15 protein-coding genes and 1 tRNA gene are annotated in these 16,168 nt (G+C 65.4%); 5 read left to right on the top strand and 11 right to left on the bottom strand.

Going from position 1 to position 16,168, the window contains the following annotated elements; translation table 11 throughout:
- Positions 1–11 precede the first annotated feature (11 nt).
- The 4 genes from rsmI to IV454_RS07375 all read left to right on the top strand — a co-directional run bounded on the left by rsmI (position 12) and on the right by IV454_RS07375 (position 3,570).
- Positions 12–923, top strand: a complete 912-nt coding sequence (gene rsmI, locus IV454_RS07390; protein ID WP_206090942.1) for a 16S rRNA (cytidine(1402)-2'-O)-methyltransferase — start codon at positions 12–14, stop codon at positions 921–923.
- 208 nt (positions 924–1,131) lie between these two features.
- Positions 1,132–1,587, top strand: coding sequence for a MarR family winged helix-turn-helix transcriptional regulator (locus IV454_RS07385; RefSeq protein ID WP_206090941.1), 456 nt, complete (start codon positions 1,132–1,134; stop codon positions 1,585–1,587).
- 117 nt (positions 1,588–1,704) lie between these two features.
- Positions 1,705–2,502 carry an alpha/beta fold hydrolase gene (locus IV454_RS07380; RefSeq protein WP_206090940.1) on the top strand — a complete coding sequence of 266 codons (798 nt, stop codon included), beginning with the start codon at positions 1,705–1,707 and terminating at the stop codon, positions 2,500–2,502.
- 63 nt (positions 2,503–2,565) lie between these two features.
- Positions 2,566–3,570 carry an alpha/beta hydrolase gene (locus IV454_RS07375; RefSeq protein WP_206090939.1) on the top strand — a complete coding sequence of 335 codons (1,005 nt, stop codon included), beginning with the start codon at positions 2,566–2,568 and terminating at the stop codon, positions 3,568–3,570.
- A gap of 116 nt (positions 3,571–3,686) precedes the next feature.
- On the opposite strand, the gene IV454_RS07370 is transcribed toward IV454_RS07375, so the two are convergent.
- Positions 3,687–4,352, bottom strand: a complete 666-nt coding sequence (locus tag IV454_RS07370) for a hypothetical protein (RefSeq protein ID WP_206090938.1) — start codon at positions 4,350–4,352, stop codon at positions 3,687–3,689.
- 76 nt (positions 4,353–4,428) lie between these two features.
- Here IV454_RS07370 and IV454_RS07365 point away from each other — a divergent pair.
- Positions 4,429–4,505 (top strand) — tRNA-Pro (locus IV454_RS07365).
- 384 nt (positions 4,506–4,889) lie between these two features.
- On the opposite strand, the gene IV454_RS07360 is transcribed toward IV454_RS07365, so the two are convergent.
- Genes IV454_RS07360 through IV454_RS07315 form a run of 10 tightly spaced genes read right to left on the bottom strand, consistent with a single transcriptional unit; the run spans position 4,890 to position 16,111 of the window.
- Positions 4,890–5,801: a hydroxymethylglutaryl-CoA lyase gene (locus IV454_RS07360; protein ID WP_054265329.1), complete on the bottom strand. Its 912-nt coding sequence runs from the start codon at positions 5,799–5,801 to the stop codon at positions 4,890–4,892.
- A gap of 35 nt (positions 5,802–5,836) precedes the next feature.
- Positions 5,837–6,766, bottom strand: a complete 930-nt coding sequence (locus IV454_RS07355; protein WP_206090937.1) for a 2-hydroxyacid dehydrogenase — start codon at positions 6,764–6,766, stop codon at positions 5,837–5,839.
- A gap of 28 nt (positions 6,767–6,794) precedes the next feature.
- Positions 6,795–8,837, bottom strand: coding sequence for an acetyl/propionyl/methylcrotonyl-CoA carboxylase subunit alpha (locus IV454_RS07350; RefSeq protein WP_206090936.1), 2,043 nt, complete (start codon positions 8,835–8,837; stop codon positions 6,795–6,797).
- Between the two features lie 35 nt (positions 8,838–8,872).
- Positions 8,873–9,907 (bottom strand): biotin synthase BioB, encoded by a 1,035-nt coding sequence (bioB, locus tag IV454_RS07345; protein WP_054265326.1) that lies wholly within the window; start codon positions 9,905–9,907, stop codon positions 8,873–8,875.
- Between the two features lie 16 nt (positions 9,908–9,923).
- On the bottom strand, positions 9,924–10,730 hold the full coding sequence (bioD, locus tag IV454_RS07340) for a dethiobiotin synthase (protein WP_206090935.1): 807 nt from the start codon (positions 10,728–10,730) through the stop codon (positions 9,924–9,926).
- 1 nt (position 10,731) lies between these two features.
- Positions 10,732–11,913, bottom strand: coding sequence for an 8-amino-7-oxononanoate synthase (bioF, locus tag IV454_RS07335; protein ID WP_206090934.1), 1,182 nt, complete (start codon positions 11,911–11,913; stop codon positions 10,732–10,734).
- A gap of 3 nt (positions 11,914–11,916) precedes the next feature.
- On the bottom strand, positions 11,917–13,254 hold the full coding sequence (gene bioA, locus IV454_RS07330; protein WP_206090933.1) for an adenosylmethionine--8-amino-7-oxononanoate transaminase: 1,338 nt from the start codon (positions 13,252–13,254) through the stop codon (positions 11,917–11,919).
- A 4-nt stretch (positions 13,255–13,258) separates the two neighbouring features.
- Entirely contained in the window at positions 13,259–14,044 is a 786-nt protein-coding gene (locus IV454_RS07325) for an enoyl-CoA hydratase/isomerase family protein (RefSeq protein WP_206090932.1), read from the bottom strand.
- 21 nt (positions 14,045–14,065) lie between these two features.
- Complete coding sequence (locus IV454_RS07320) at positions 14,066–15,673, bottom strand: carboxyl transferase domain-containing protein (RefSeq protein WP_206090931.1); 1,608 nt, start codon at positions 15,671–15,673, stop codon at positions 14,066–14,068.
- Positions 15,674–15,685: 12 nt separating this feature from the next.
- A complete protein-coding gene (locus IV454_RS07315; RefSeq protein ID WP_206090930.1) occupies positions 15,686–16,111 on the bottom strand; it encodes a YchJ family protein in 426 nt (141 codons plus the stop codon).
- Positions 16,112–16,168: the final 57 nt, after the last annotated feature.

The raw sequence follows: 16,168 nt of genomic DNA, 5'->3' as shown, positions 1-16,168 counted from the left end.
ACCACTCCCACATGACAGAATTCCAGACCAGTTCGATCGCCCAGCTTCCCGCCATCGGCGAGGCGGCGCATCAGTCCTATCCTACAGCAACCCTGTATATCGTGGCTACTCCGATCGGCAACGTCACCGACATCAGCGTGCGCGCCTTGCACGTGCTGTCGCTGGTCGACGCGGTCGCCTGCGAGGACACCCGCAACACCGGCAACCTGCTGACCCGCTTCGGCCTGTCGCGTCCGATGATCGCCGCGCACCAGCACAACGAACGCGAAGTGGCCGACAAGCTGATCGCGCGCCTGCAGGCCGGCGAGCGCATCGCGCTGGTGTCGGACGCCGGCACGCCCGGCGTGTCCGACCCGGGCGCGCGCATCGTCGACGCCGTACGCAGCGCCGGCTTGCGCGTGGTGCCGGTGCCGGGCGCCTCGGCGGCGGTGACGGCGCTCTCGGCCAGCGGCCTGGTCAACGACCAGTTCTATTTCATCGGCTTCCTGCCGGCCAAGGCCAAACAGCGCGAAACCGCCCTGCAAAAGCTGCTGACGGTGAGCGCGACGATGGTGTTCTACGAAGCGCCGCACCGCATCCTGGACTGCGTGGAAGCGCTGGCCGGCGTGTTCGAGCCGGCCCGCCAGGTGGTGTTCGCGCGCGAGCTGACCAAGCTGTTCGAAGAAATCCACCGCTGCCCCTTGTCCGAGGCGCTGGCCTGGGCCAGGGCCGATCCGCACCGCGAAAAGGGCGAGTACGTGGTGCTGCTCGAAGGCGCCCAGGCCGAGGGCGACGCCGAGGATGCCGAGGCCGAGCGCATCCTGAACATCTTGCTGGCCGAGTGTTCGGTCAAGCAGGCCGCCAACCTGACGGCGCAAATTACCGGGCGCAAGAAGAATGCCCTGTACGACCGGGCGCTCGAGATCAAGGGCCGGCAAGACTGATCCAGATCAATCGCACTTTTGCGCCCGCGCCATGGTCCAAGCGAAACGCGCGCTGCTTCGGACCATCCGCCGTGCAAGCCGTATCGGGGGACTATGCCCGGCGTCTGGCGCGGAGCAGCGCGCGTCCCGCCAGCGGACAAAAGGCCGGCAAGTAACAAAATTAAAATATAGCTTGCGATTATGTAGTGCGCTATTTATACTGCTTCACATGGACGACAAACACACACCGAACGACGAAGTCCCCCAGCTCGATAGCCAGTTGTGCTTTGCGCTGTACTCGACTTCCCTGGCGATGAGCAAGCTGTACCGCAAGTTGTTGCGCAAGCTCGGTCTGACGTACTCGCAGTACCTGGTGTTGATGGTGCTGTGGGAACAGAATGAGTTGACGGTGTCGGAAATTGGCGAGCGCCTGTTCCTGGACTCGGCAACCCTGACTCCCCTGCTCAAGCGGATGGAACAGGCTCAATTGCTGACCCGCATCCGCGCCGCCAGCGATGAACGCCAGGTCATCATCTCGCTGACGGAAACAGGCAGCCGCCTGCGGGAAGAAGCGAAGAAGTTTCCGCCGCAACTGTTGTGCGCCCTTGGTTGTGAGCTGGACCAGGTCGTCAGCATGAAGCAGCAGCTGGACGTACTGCGCAGTAATCTGGGCAAGAATACGTAAGCAGTCTTCAGTAACAAATCGCACCCGGGGCGGACGGTCGCCGTCTGTCCCGGCCGATATGAAATGTAGTGCGCTATATAATCGCCAACTAACTTTAATCCCTTAAAAGGAAGCACCATGAAAGCCATCAACACCATCGCCCTCGCCCTGTCGATCAGCGCCGCCGCAGCAGCAGCGCCAGCAATGGCTGCATCGGCCCCGCTCGCCGCCGTCAAGCCGACCGTCATCCTGGTGCACGGCGCCTTTGCCGACGCCGGCAGCTGGAACGGCGTGGCCGCCAGGCTGCGCACCGACGGCTACACGGTGATCGGCGCGGCCAACCCGCTGCGCAGCGTCAAGGGTGACGCCGCCGTGGTGTCGGACATCGTCAAGAGCGTCAAGGGTCCGGTGGTGCTGGTCGGTCACTCCTACGGCGGCGCGGTTATTTCGACTGCCGCCAACGGCAACCCGAACGTCAAGAGCCTGGTCTACGTGGCCGCCTTCGCCCCGGACGAGGGTGAGACCGCGCTCGAACTGTCCGGCCGCTTCCCCGGCGGCACCCTGGGCCAGGCGCTGGCCGAGCCGGTCGCCCTCGCCAGCGGCGGCAAGGACTTCTACATCCAGCAAGACAAGTTTCATCAGCAGTTCGCCGCCGATGTGCCGCAAGCCCAGGCCCAGCTGATGGCGATCAGCCAGCGCCCGATCGCCGAAGCCGCGCTGACCGAAGCATCCGGTGCGCCGGCCTGGAAAAACGTGCCGTCGTACTTCATCTACGGCAGCGGCGACAAGAACATCCCGGCCGCCGCCCTGGGCTTCATGGCCGAACGCGCCAAATCGCGCAAAACCGTCGAGATCAAGAATGCGTCGCACGTCGTGATGACCTCGAACCCGGCCGCCGTCGTCCGCCTGATCGAAGACGCCGCAAAGGGCAACTAAGGCCAAATAAGCCGATTCAATATATAGCAAGCTACTTAATAGCCATCAATTAAAAGGAATACCATGAAAGCCACCCTCGCCCTGACCCTGCTTGCCGCCTCGCTGTCGACCGTTCACGCGGCCAGCCTGCCCGGGGTCGAACGCAACACCGCGCAATTTTTGAAAGCGATCGACGGCGGCAAGCCGCTGAACCAGATGACGCCCGAGCAAGCGCGCGCCGTGCTGGTCGGAGCGCAGGCGGGCAGCAAGGTGGCGCTGGCGCCGGCCGATGTCAGCGAAAAAACCGTCATCCTCGACGGCAAGCCGCTCCGGCTGACCATCGTGCGGCCGGCAGGGACCAAGGGCAAGATCGCGGCCTTCATGTTCTTCCATGGCGGCGGCTGGGTGCTGGGCGACTATCCGACCCACGAACGCCTGGTGCGCGACCTGGTCGCCGGTTCCGGTGCGGCCGCGGTGTTCGTCAACTACACGCCGTCGCCCGAGGCGGGCTACGGGGTGGCGGTCAAGCAAGCCTACGCGGCGACCCGCTGGGTGGCCGAGCACGGCGATGTGATCGGCATCGACGGCAAGCGCCTGGCCGTGGCCGGTAACAGCGTGGGTGGCAACATGGCGGCCGTGGTCAGCCTGATGGCCAAGGATCAGGGCGCACCCAAGCTGCGCGCCCAGGTGCTGATGTGGCCCGTCACCGATGCGAACTTCGATACGCCGTCGTACAAGCAGTTCGCCGACGGCCATTTCCTGACGCGCGATCTGATGGTCTGGTTCTGGGACCACTACACCACGGATGCCGGCGCCCGCAAGGAGATTTACGCTTCGCCCCTGCAAGCGAGCCTGAGCCAGCTGCAAGGGCTGCCCCCGACCTTGATCCAGACCGCTGAATTCGACGTGCTGCGCGACGAAGGCGAAGCCTATGCCCGCAAGCTCGATGCGGCCGGGGTGGAGGTCAAGAGCGTGCGCTACAACGGCATGATCCACGATTTCGGGCTGCTCAATGCACTGTCCACCTTGCCAACCACGCGCAGCGCGCTCGACCAGGCGGCGCAGGAATTGAAGCTGCGCCTCAAATAAGCAATGACGGCCGGGCTTGCGCTGAGCGGGCCCGCGCCTGACGTTGCTGCGGGTCCGGTGTCATCCGGGCCGGTCTGCGGCACGGTGGCCGGTGGGAATGCCGGCCCCGCCGATCACTACCACTTGCACCCACTATCCTTTTTGTCGAGCAGCAGAACGAGTGGCGCCAGCAAGCCGCCCGGAATCCCATCCTTGCAGTTGCTGCGTTTGGCCCCCGCGATCAGGCGTGCCGCCTTGGTTTCGGTGGCGTACGGCTTGGGCGGAATCTGCGCCACGGCCATCCCGGCGCGCGCCGGGTCCGGTTGGGTGGCGATCTCGCGCGCGAACTTGCGGGCCGCGTCGGGATCGAAGCGTGGCGCTCCCGGCGGCGCCACCGTGAACGCCCCGGGCGCGGCCGGCTCATTGGCCTTGTCGTCGGGTAGCGCGATCACATCGGGCGCGGCGGTCCGTGCGGTCGCCGGGCTTGCCTTGCGCTCAACGTGCTCCACGGCGGCCGTCGCCGGCTTTCGTTGCGGCTTCGGCTCGGCCTTCGGCACAGGCGGAGCCTCGGGCACGGGCAATGCCTGCGGCTTGGGTTCCGGCGCGCGCAGTCTCACCACCAGCGCCTCGCGTGGCGCCTCGCGTGGCGCCTCGGCTTCGTTGCGCCAGGGCGGCATCGCCCCCTGCCGGTATGCGAACAGCAGCAATCCATGCGCCACGATCGACAGCGCGATGCCGGCGCCGACCCGGAACAACATGCGGTCCTTATCGGTTTGACCGTGTGTAAGTGCGTAAAAATTCATCTATTTTGTCGAAAATCGCCAAAAAATCATGCTGTCCCTTGACCAGGTTAGTTCCGTCCGTTATTATTCTGGTCCTCGGAGTGTGGCGCAGTCCGGTAGCGCACCTGGTTTGGGACCAGGGGGTCCAAGGTTCGAATCCTTGTACTCCGACCAGTATTTCTTATGCAGGCTGACGAAAAAGACCTCGTCGGCCTGTCATATCTTCTTCTCGCAGTTTCGTCTCGTAACATCATTCCCCTTCCCAGTAGTCGACCGATTGGCCAATGTGGCCTACTGTCCGTTGTGGCAAGGTGTTTGCATCGTCGCTCGCATCGAGCAGCAGTGTCGCATACTTCCCCCACGGCCGGTCTTAGTCTTGATTCCCGTACCCTCAAGACTGTCATTCCTGCCACTGGCAGAAATGACTTTCCGCCACTGGCAGAAATGACTTTCCGCCACTGGCGGAAATGACCTCCAGCGCAGGGCCAGGCGCCCCCACGGCAATCGAAGCTACCTTCGATCCGCAAACAAACGCGGTTTTAAGCTGATGGGTGTGATTCAGCCTGCGCGCTTGGCCGCAAGCGCATTGCCCGCGCGGCTGGAACCCTTGCGGCCCAGGTGCTGCGCAATGAACTGCCCCGCATCGACCACCATATCGAGATCGATCCCGGTCTCGATGCCAAGGCCCTGCATCAGGTACAGCACGTCCTCGGTGGCGACGTTGCCGGTCGCGCCCTTGGCATACGGGCAGCCACCCAAGCCCGACACCGACGAGTGGAAAATCGATACGCCCACTTCCAGGCTGGCGTAGATATTGGCCAGCGCCTGCCCGTAGGTGTCGTGGAAATGGCCGGAGATCCGGTCCAGATGAAACTCCCGCGCCGCGCGCAGCATCACCGCCTGCGTCTTGCGCGCGGTCGCCACGCCGATGGTGTCGGCGATGTCGATCTCGTCGCATCCCAGCTCGCGCATGCGGCCCACCACGTCGGCCACGGCATCGAGCGAGACCTCGCCCTGATACGGGCAGCCGAACGCGCAGCTGATGCTGCCGCGCAGGCGCAGGCCGTGATCCTTGGCTGCCTTGGCCACGCTCTCGAAACGCGCAATCGATTCGGCAATTGAGCAGTTGATGTTCTTTTGCGAGAACGCTTCCGAGGCCGACCCGAAGATCACCACTTCATCGGCCTTTGCTGCCAGCGCCGCATCGAAGCCCTGCATGTTGGGCGTGAGCGCCGAATACATGGTGCCTGCGCGGCGGGTGATCCCGGCCATCACCTCGGCGCTGGTCGCCATCTGCGGCACCCACTTGGGCGACACGAACGACGCCGCCTCGATGTTGGCGAAGCCGGCGCGCGAGAGGCGGTCGACCAGCTCGATCTTGACGGCGGCGCTGACCGACTCCTTCTCGTTTTGCAGGCCGTCGCGCGGCCCGACTTCAACGATCTTGACTTTCTGCGGCAGGGTGCTCATGGCGGTTCCTTGTTCGAAATGTGAATACACGCGCGTCAATACCCGCGTGCGCGGTCGACCACGTCGGCCACCGGCTCGCCGCGTTCGAGCGCGCCGATCTTGCCGGCGATCTGAGCCACGCTCTCGCCGGGCAAGGTCATCGCCGACATATGCGGCGTGATGGTGATGCGCGGCTCCTCCCAGAACGGGTGCGGTCCGGGCAGCGGCTCGTTGCGGAACACGTCGAGCGTGGCGCCGGCGATGTGGCCTGCGCGGATCAGGGTCAGCAAATCCGGCTCGGCCACATGCGCGCCGCGCGCCACGTTGACCACATACGCCCCTTCGGGCAGCTTGGACAGGTTGGCGCGCGCCAGCAGGTTGGTGGTGTCGGGCGTGAGCGGCAGCATGCACACCAGCACCCGCGTGCCGCGCAAGAATTCATCAAGGCCGTCCTCGCCCGCAAAGCAGGTGACGCCCTCGATCTCCTTCTGGGTGCGGCTCCAGCCGCGCAGCGGAAAACCGAAGTGCGCAAGCGCATCGAGCACGCGCCGCCCGAGCATCCCCATGCCCATCACGCCGACCGTGAACTGCGCCTTGTCGAACTGCGGCAGCGGGTTCCAGACGCCGCGCCGCGCCTGGCGTTCGTATTCATCGAAACGGCGGAAGTAGCGCAGTACCGCGTGCGCCACGTATTCGGCCATCTGGATCGCCATGCCGGCATCGCCCAGGCGGATGATGGGCACGGGCGGCAGCGAATCGCCGAACTTGAGAAGGGCATCCACGCCGGCGCCGGTCACGAAGATCGCCTTGACGCCGTCGAGCTGCTTGAGCAGCCCGGCCGGGGGCGACCACATGACGGCGTAATCGCAAGGCGCAAACGGCACGCCTTCCTGCCAGAGCACTACCTCGGCCTGCGGCAGCACGCTGGCGAAATCGCGAACCCACGGCTCGGTGACGCCGTCGGCCCGATGTAGAAGAATGCGCATGCTTGTCTCCACTATGTTTTTCTGGTTTTTATGTAGCCTTGAATGCCAACAGCGGTGCGCCGTCGGCGACCTGGTCTCCTACCTGATACAGAATTTCCTCAACCAGCCCGTCGCTTGGCGCGCCGATGGTATGTTCCATCTTCATCGCTTCCATGATGACGAGCGGGTCGCCCTTCTTGACTTGCTGTCCTTTGGTGGCGATCACCGCCACTACTTTGCCCGGCATCGGCGCGGTCAGGCGCCCGCCTGCCGCTTCGGCTTCGCCGGCGTGCGCCATCGGGTCGTTATAGACCAGCACAAAGTGGCGCCCGCCCGTGAACACGTGGAAGGTGTCGCCGTCACGCCGCACGGCGCCGTGGATCGAGGTCGCACCGAGCTTGATCGACAGCTCGGCACCATCCTGCGCGGTGAGCGCCAGCTCGGCGTCGATGCCGTTGACCGACAAATCCCACCCGTGCGGGCGGTAGGTCAGGCCGACCTTGTACGCCTTGCTTTCCTTCGCCGCCGAATACTCGTCGGTAAACGAGAGCTGGCGCTGGTAGGCGCTGTTCAGGCGCCAGCCGAGCGCATTGCCCCACGGGTCGGCGCCGTTGTGCGATTGTTCGATGGATGCCTGCTTCTCGGCGCCGGTCAAGGCCACCGCGGCCAGCGCCAGCGCGCCGACGGGAGCCGCTTTCGGCGGCGGGAACAAGATATCGGCATTGCGTTCGATCAGGCCCGTGTCCAGGTCGGCCGTCGCGAAGGCGGCCCCTTCGACCAGGCGCTTGAGGAAGGCGATATTCGTGGCCAGGCCGACGATCTGGAACTCGGCCAGCGCCTGCGACATGCGCGCCAGCGCTTGCGTGCGGTCGGCGCCCCAGACAATCAGCTTGGCGATCATCGGATCGTAATACGGCGAAATGGCATCGCCTTCGCGCACGCCCGAATCGATGCGCACCGCCGCCGGCGAACCGCCCGGCGTGCCACCGAGTTCAAAACTCACGGCAGCCGGCGTATCCATATGGCGCAAGGTGCCGATCGACGGCAGGAAGCCCTTTTCAGGGTTCTCCGCGTAGACGCGCGCCTCGATTGCGTGGCCATGGATGCCAAGTTCGGCCTGTTTTTTCGGCAGCGGCTGGCCGTTGGCCACGCGCAGCTGCCACTCCACCAGGTCGGTCCCGGTGATCATTTCGGTGACGGGATGCTCGACCTGCAGGCGCGTGTTCATTTCCATGAAATAGAACGAGCCATCCTGGTTGGCGATGAACTCCACCGTGCCCGCACCCACGTAACCGACCGCGCGCGCGGCGGCCACCGCGGCCTCGCCCATGGCGGCGCGGCGTTCAGGCGACATGCCCGGCGCCGGCGCTTCTTCCAGCACCTTCTGGTGGCGCCGCTGCACCGAGCAATCGCGCTCGTGCAGGTAGACGCAATTGCCGTGGGTGTCGGCGAAGACCTGGATTTCGATGTGGCGCGGACGCAGCAGGTATTTTTCGGCGAGCACCTTGTCGTCGCCGAAGGAGCTGATCGCCTCGCGCTTGCACGAGGCCAGCGCCGCCTTGAAGTCTTCCGATTTTTCGATCACGCGCATGCCCTTGCCGCCACCGCCGGCACTGGCTTTCAACAACACCGGGTAGCCGATGCGGTCGCCCTGCTTCTGCAAAAAGTCCGGGTCCTGCTCGTCGCCGTGATAACCCGGCACCAGCGGCACATTGGCCTTTTCCATCAGCGTCTTGGCAGCCGACTTGGAACCCATCGCACGCATGGCGGAGCCCGGCGGGCCAATGAACACCAGGCCTACTTCGGCGCAGGCATCGGCGAATTCCGCGTTCTCGGACAAGAAACCGTAGCCGGGGTGAATCGCCTCGGCGCCGGTGGCCAGCGCCACGGCGATGATCTTGTCGCCGCACAGATAACTTTCCTTGGCGGCGGCGGGGCCGATCAGCACAGCTTCATCGCATACCGCGACATGCTTGGCGTTCGCGTCCGCCTCGGAGTACACGGCGACAGTCCTGATGCCCATGCGGCGCGCGGTAGCGGCGACACGGCAAGCGATTTCGCCACGGTTGGCGATGAGGATTTTTGTGAACATGCGTGGGTCTCGATCGATGTTGTTCTAAAGGTGGATCAGCCGCCGCAGCTGGCCTTGGGCGCCGATTCCAGGGTCGAAGCGCGCGTCACCAGGCCCAGTTTGGCCAGCAGCACGCGGTCGTCTTCGGCTTCCGGGTTATCGGTGGTGAGCAGCTTGTCGCCGTAGAAAATCGAATTGGCGCCGGCCAGGAAGCACATCGCCTGTACCGCTTCGCCCATCTGGCGGCGGCCCGCCGACAAGCGCACGCGCGCCTGCGGCATGGTGATGCGGGCCACGGCGATGGTGCGCACGAATTCGAACGGGTCGAGCGGGTCCAGGCCGTGCAGCGGCGTGCCTTCGACCTGCACCAGGTGGTTGACCGGCACCGATTCCGGATAGGGATTCAGGTTCGCCAATTGCGCGATCAAACCAGCGCGCTGCAGGCGCGATTCGCCCATGCCGACGATGCCGCCGCAGCAGACCTTCAGGCCGGCGCTACGCACGCGGCCCAGGGTGTCCAGGCGGTCCTGGTATTCTCGGGTCGAGATCACGTTGCTGTAGAACTCAGGCGCCGTGTCCAGGTTGTGGTTGTAGTAGTCCAGGCCCGCTTCTTTCAGGCGGTCGGCCTGGCCTTCTTCGAGCATGCCGAGGGTGGCGCAGGTTTCCAGGCCCAGTGCCTTGACTTCACGCACCATCTCTTCGACCTTTTCCATGTCGCGCTCTTTCGGGCTGCGCCAGGCGGCACCCATGCAGAAACGGGTGGCGCCGTTGGCCTTGGCCTGGCGCGCCGCGTCGAGCACCGTCTCGATGCCGAGGATCTTCTTGGCTTCGACGCCGGTGTCGTAGCGCGCCGCCTGCGGGCAGTAGCTGCAGTCTTCCTCGCAGCCGCCGGTCTTGATCGACAACAAGGTGGCCAGTTCGACGTCGCCGGCCGGGAACTGCTTGCGGTGCACCGTCTGGGCCTGGAACATCAGGTCATTGAACGGCAGCTCGAAGAGGGCCAGCACGTCCGCCAGCGGCCAGGTGGCCGCTTCCGGCAGGGTGATCGCGGCCGCAGGCGGGTGGAAAGAGACAGCTTGGGTTTGGGACATCGTGGTTCCTTCAGGTTCAGTCGCGCGCGGACGGCCAGCCAGGCAGCCCCGCGAGATCAATAAATTTGGCCGCTTCGGCAGGAGTCGGCTGGTCCAGGTACGGGATGCGCCCCAAGAGGCGCGCCGGGATGCGCTCGGCCAGCGCTTCGACATTGTCGTCGGCGAAGCGCATGTCCGGATCGATTTCGTTGACCACCCAGCCGGCCAGCACCAGGCCGCGCGCGATAATCGCTTCGGCCGTCAGCAGCGCGTGGCTGATGCAGCCAAGGCGCAGACCCACCACCAGGATCACCGGCAGGTTGAGTTGTTCGGCCAGCTGGGCGCTGTCGAAATGGTCCGAGAACGGCACCCGGAAACCGCCCACGCCCTCGACCACCACGGCATCCGAGGCGGCCGCGATTTCGGCATAGGCGGCGATGATCGGCACCGGTTCGATGGTCACGCCTTCGAGCCGGGCGGCGATGTGCGGTGCGCAGGCTTCGCGCAGCATGTAGGGAGTGGTGATGTTGACCGGCAGGTGCACGCTGCTTTCGGCGACCAGCATGTCGGCGTCGTCGTTATGCAGTTCGCCGTCGCGCATGGCGGCGCCGGCGGCCACCGGCTTCATGCCGCAGGCGCGCACGCCACCGGCCACCAGTGCGTGGAGGATCGCGGCCGACACCAGGGTCTTGCCGATTTCGGTGTCGGTGCCGGTGACAAAACAGCAAAAGCGCGATGGCAGGCCTTCGGCCGCCAGCGACGGCTGCGGTTCGGCCACCAACACCGGTTCGGCGCCCGGCGCCGGTTCGGTCACCACGGGTACGATGGGATCATTGAGGCTCATCTCACGTCCTTTCCAGGTCGTTGAGCACAGCGGCGAGCTGCGCGACTTCTTCATGCGTGTGCGCGGCCGACAGGGTCACGCGCAGGCGGGCCGTCCCTTCGGGCACGGTAGGAGGCCGGATCGCCGGCACCCACAGGCCGTGCCCGTGCAGTCCGGCGCCGATGCGCAGCACTTCTTCGTTGGTGCCGATCACGATCGCCTGGATCGCGGTGCTCGAGGGCACGCGCTGCCAGTGTTTCAGGTCGACCTGCTCGTCGAACGCCGCGATCAGCGATTGCAAATGGGCGCGGCGCGAGGCACCTTCGTCGCCGCCGATGATGTCGATGCTGGTCAAGAGGGCATGCGCCAGCGCCGGCGGCGCGGCGGTGGTGTAGATGTAGGGCCGGCCACGCTGGATCATCAGTTCGATCACCTTGGCGTGCGCCGCGACAAAAGCGCCGCCGACGCCGGCCGCCTTGCCCAAGGTGCCCATGTAGACGATATTTGGCGAGCGCAGATTGAAGTGTTCAAGCGCGCCGCGTCCGTGCGCACCGAGCACGCCGAAGCCGTGGGCGTCGTCGATCACCAACCACGCATCATGCTGCTCGCACAGCGCCAGCAGTTCGGGCAGGGGGGCGATGTCGCCATCCATGCTGAAAACGCTGTCGGTGACCACCAGCTTGGCCGTCGCGTTGCTGGCAGCCAGCATGGCGCCAAGGGCCGCCAGGTCCGCGTGCGGATACACCTTGACGGCGGCGCGCGCCAGCCGGGCGCCGTCGATCAGCGAGGCGTGGTTCAGCGATTCGGAAAAAATCTGGGCGTCGCCATCGGCGCCGAGCGCGGTGAGGATCGCCAGGTTGGCCATGTAGCCGGTGCAAAAGCCCAGTGTGCGCGGCGATTCCAGATGCGGGCCGACGAAGCCGGCCAGCCGCTCTTCCAGCCGCTGGTGCGCCACGCTGTGGCCGGAGATGAGGTGCGAGGCGCCGCTGCCGGCGCCGTACAGGTCCGCGCCTTCGCGCAGCGCTTCGACCACGCGCGGGTGCGCCGCCAGGCCAAGGTAGTCGTTGCTGGCAAAGGCCAGCAGCGGGCGGCCGTTCACCGTCAGGCGCGGCTTGCAGGGCGTGTCCACCACGCGCCGTTCGCGCGTCAGGCTTTGTTCGTCAAACTGGCGCAGTTGGCGCTCGATTGCATCTATCAACTTCATCGGTCAGCTCGCGATCACGGTGTCGAACACGGCGCGGGTGCGCTCGGCCAGGCCGTCGCTTTCCTCGTCGGAGAGAATATATGGCGGCATCAGGTAGACGGTGCGGCCGATGGGGCGCAGCAGCAGTTCGTTTTCCAGCGCGCTGGAAAAGAAGCGGCGCGAAAAGGTGGCGGCGCGCGCGGCGTCGGGTTCGACCGCATCGAAGGCCCAGATCATGCCGCGCTGGCGGAAATTGCGCACGCGCTCATGCTCGGCCAGGGGCGCCAGCGCCGTCGTCAGGCGCGTGGCGCGCGCGCGGTTGCGGTTCAATACATCGTCGTCCTTGAAAATCTGCAGGGTCGCCAGCGCCGCGCGGCAGGCCAGCGGATTGCCGGTGTACGAGTGCGAATGCAAAAAGCCCCGCGTCATATCGGCGCTGTAGAAGGCCTGGTACACCTCGTCGCGCGTGAGCACGAGCGAGAGCGGCAGGTAGCCGCCGCTGATGCCTTTCGACAGGCACAAGAAATCCGGCCAGATGGCGGCCTGCTCGCAGGCGAAAAAGGTGCCGGTGCGTCCGCAGCCGACCGCGATTTCGTCGAGGATCATGTGCACCTGGAAGCGGTCGCACAGTTCGCGCACCAGGGTCAGGTAGAGCGGGTCGTGCATCGCCATGCCGGTCGCGCACTGGACCAGCGGCTCGATGATGATGGCGGCGATGTGGCCGGCGCGTTCCTCGAACAGCTTTTCCACGTCGGCTGCGGCGCGGCGCGCCACATCCTGCGCGCTTTCGCCTTCCTGCGCATTGCGTGCGTCCGGGGATGTCACCACGCGGGCGGCGCGCAGCAGCGGGCCGTAGGCATCCTTGAACAGCGCCACATCGGTCACCGCCAGCGCGCCGATGGTTTCGCCGTGGTAGCTGCCCTGCAGGCAGACGAATTCCTGCTTGTCGCTCATGCCCGCGTTGCGCCACGCATGAAAGCTCATTTTCAGCGCGATTTCGACCGCCGAGGCCCCGTCCGACGCGTAGAAAGAGTGGCCGAGCACCTTGCCGGTCATCTCGGAGAGCTGCTCCGACAGGCGCACCACCGGTTCGTGCGTGAAGCCGGCCAGCATGGCGTGCTCCAGCCGGTCCAGCTGGTCTTTCAAGGCCGCGTTGATGAGCGGGTTGGCGTGGCCGAACAGGTTGACCCACCAGGAACTGATCGCGTCCAGATAACGCTTGCCTTCATGGTCGTACAGCCACGCACCGCGTCCGTGGCTGACCGGGATCAGGGGAACGGTTTCATGGTGTTGCATCTGCGTGCACGGGTGCCACACGCTGCGCAGGCTGCGCGCTACCCAATCCTGAGGCATGTCGGCCATCACGTCACACCAGCCAGGAAGGCTTGCGTTTTTCGAGGAAGGAAGCGACGCCTTCGCGGCCTTCATCCGATGCGCGTACCTTGGCGATGCGCTCGGCGGTGTCGACCACCATCGCCGCATCGACCGCCTTGCCGGTGATCTCGCGCACCAGCACCTTGGCTTCGCGCACGGCGTTCGGGCTGCTGGTGACCAGCGCGTTGACGATCGCCGCCACCTGGGCGTCGAGCGAATCGGCCGGCACGATGTCGTGCACGAAGCCGATGCGGTGCGCTTCCTGGGCGCTGAATTTTTCGGCCGTGAGGAAGTAGCGGCGCGCCGCGTTTTCGCCCATGGCGCGGATCACGTACGGCGAAATGGTCGCCGGGATCAGGCCCAGTTTGACTTCGGACAGGCAGAAGCTGGCGCTGCCCACGGCTACCGCGATATCGCAGGCGGCCACCAGGCCCATGCCGCCGGCATAGCAGTCGCCCTGGATCTTGGCGACCACCGGTTTCGGGCACAGGTAGATCGCGCGCAGCATCTCGGCCAGCTTGGCGGCGTCCTCGCTGTTTTCGGCGTGCGAGTAGCCGGCCATTTTCTTCATCCAGTTCAGGTCCGCGCCGGCGCAAAAGGCCGGGCCGTTCGCATCGAGCACGATGGCGCGGATGTCGTCGCCGCGTCCCAGTTCATCGAAGGCCAGCGACAGTTCGGCGATGGTGATTTCGTTGAACGCGTTGCGCACGTCCGGACGGTTCAGGGTGACGGTGGCGACCCGGTCGGCGATTGAAACGGCGAGTGTCTGATAGTCCATGCGATTCCTTTACCTAGTGCTTTACATGCGGAAGACGCCGAACTTCGTGTCCGGGATTTCCGCGTTGAGGGCGGCCGACAGGCCCAGGCCGAGCACCATGCGGGTGTCGGCCGGATCGATCACGCCATCGTCCCACAGGCGCGCGGTGGCGTAGTAAGGATGGCCCTGGTGTTCGTACTGTTCCTTGATCGGCTGCTTGAAGGCGGCTTCCTCTTCCGCCGACCACTGGCCGCCCTTGCCCTCGATGCCGTCGCGCTTGACCGTGGCCAGCACCGACGCGGCCTGGTCGCCGCCCATCACCGAGATGCGCGCATTAGGCCACATCCACAAGAAGCGCGGCGAGAACGCACGCCCGCACATGCCGTAATTGCCGGCACCGAAGCTGCCGCCGATGATGACCGTGAACTTCGGTACCGCCGCCGTGGCGACCGCCGTGACCATCTTGGCGCCGTTGCGGGCGATGCCTTCGTTTTCGTATTTGCGCCCGACCATGAAGCCGGTGATATTTTGCAGGAACACCAGCGGGATCTTGCGCTGGCAGCACAGTTCGATGAAGTGCGTGCCTTTCAAGGCCGACTCGGAGAACAGGATGCCGTTGTTGGCGATGATGCCGACCTTGACGCCATAGATATGGGCGAAGCCGCAAATGAGCGTGGTGCCGTAGCGCGCCTTGAATTCGTCGAAGTCGCTGCCGTCGACGATGCGGGCGATGACTTCGCGCACATCGAAGGGCTTGCGCGTATCGACGGGAATGACGCCGTACAGTTCTTCCGGCGCGTATTTCGGTTCGACGGACTCGCGCAGCGCCATCTGGGCCGGTTTGACCCGGTTCAGGTTCGACACGATGGTGCGCGCCAGCGACAGCGCGTGCAGGTCGTTCTGCGCCAGGTGGTCGACCACGCCGGACAGGCGCGTGTGGACGTCGCCGCCGCCCAGGTCTTCGGCCGTGACCACTTCGCCGGTGGCCGCTTTCACCAGCGGCGGGCCGCCCAGGAAGATGGTGCCCTGCTCCTTGACGATGATCGATTCGTCGCTCATGGCCGGCACGTAGGCGCCGCCGGCGGTGCACGAACCCATGACGACGGCGATCTGCGGGATGCCCTTGGCCGACAAATTGGCCTGGTTGAAGAAGATGCGGCCGAAATGGTCGCGGTCGGGGAAGACGTCGTCCTGGTTCGGCAGGTTGGCGCCGCCCGAGTCGACCAGGTAGATGCAGGGCAGCTGGTTCTGGTCGGCGATTTCCTGCGCGCGCAGGTGCTTCTTGACCGTCATCGGGTAGTAGGTGCCGCCCTTGACGGTGGCGTCGTTACAGACGATCACGCACTCCTGGCCGGACACGCGGCCGATGCCGGTGATGATGCCGGCGGCGGGCGCGGCGCCGTCGTACATGTCGTACGCGGCCAGCTGGGAAAATTCGAGGAAGGGCGTGCCGGGATCGAGCAACATCTGCACGCGGTCGCGCGGCAGCAGCTTGCCGCGCGCGACATGCTTGGCGCTGGCGGCCTCGCCACCGCCGGCGGCGGCCGCGGTGACCTTGGCGCGCAGGTCGTCGACGATGCGTTGCATGGCCGCGGCGTTGGCCTTGAAGTCGTCGCTGCGCGGATTGAGTTTGCTGTCGATGTGGGGCATTGCGATCCTTTTTTAGTCCGGGAAACTGCCGTCCAGGTAGTACCAGCGCGCCACGCCGTCGTGGGTCTCGCGAACGAAACGGCTCACTTCGTGCAGGCGGTGCGCGCGCCCGCCAATCTTGTAGCGGGCGACGAATTCTACGGTATCGGCGTCCGGCGATTCTAGCAGGTTTGCTTGACGTTTACGTAAACGTAAAGCGGATTTAATCTCCAGTCCCAGCCAGCGGGTTGCGTCGTTTTCGTTGATGATCGTCCCGGCCGGGACGGTGCTCGGGTGCCAGGTGGCGCGCAGGTAGGCTTCCTGGCCCAGGGTGTAGGCGCTGTAGCGCGAGCGCATCAGGGCTTCGGCCGTCTGGGGCACGGCTTGACCGTCCAGGTAAGGGGCGCAGCAGGTGGCGAAGGTGGCGCCGCCGCAGGGGCAGGTGGAGGGTGAGGGCATGGTTGTTTGCAAAAACGGAATCTTGCAATTATCCGCCATATTGCCGGCATCGACGGG

The sequence above is a fragment of the Massilia antarctica genome, assembly GCF_015689335.1.
GTDB classification, from domain to species: Bacteria; Pseudomonadota; Gammaproteobacteria; order Burkholderiales; family Burkholderiaceae_D; genus Telluria_A; species Telluria_A antarctica.
This window is presented reverse-complemented; position numbering and strand designations above follow the sequence as displayed.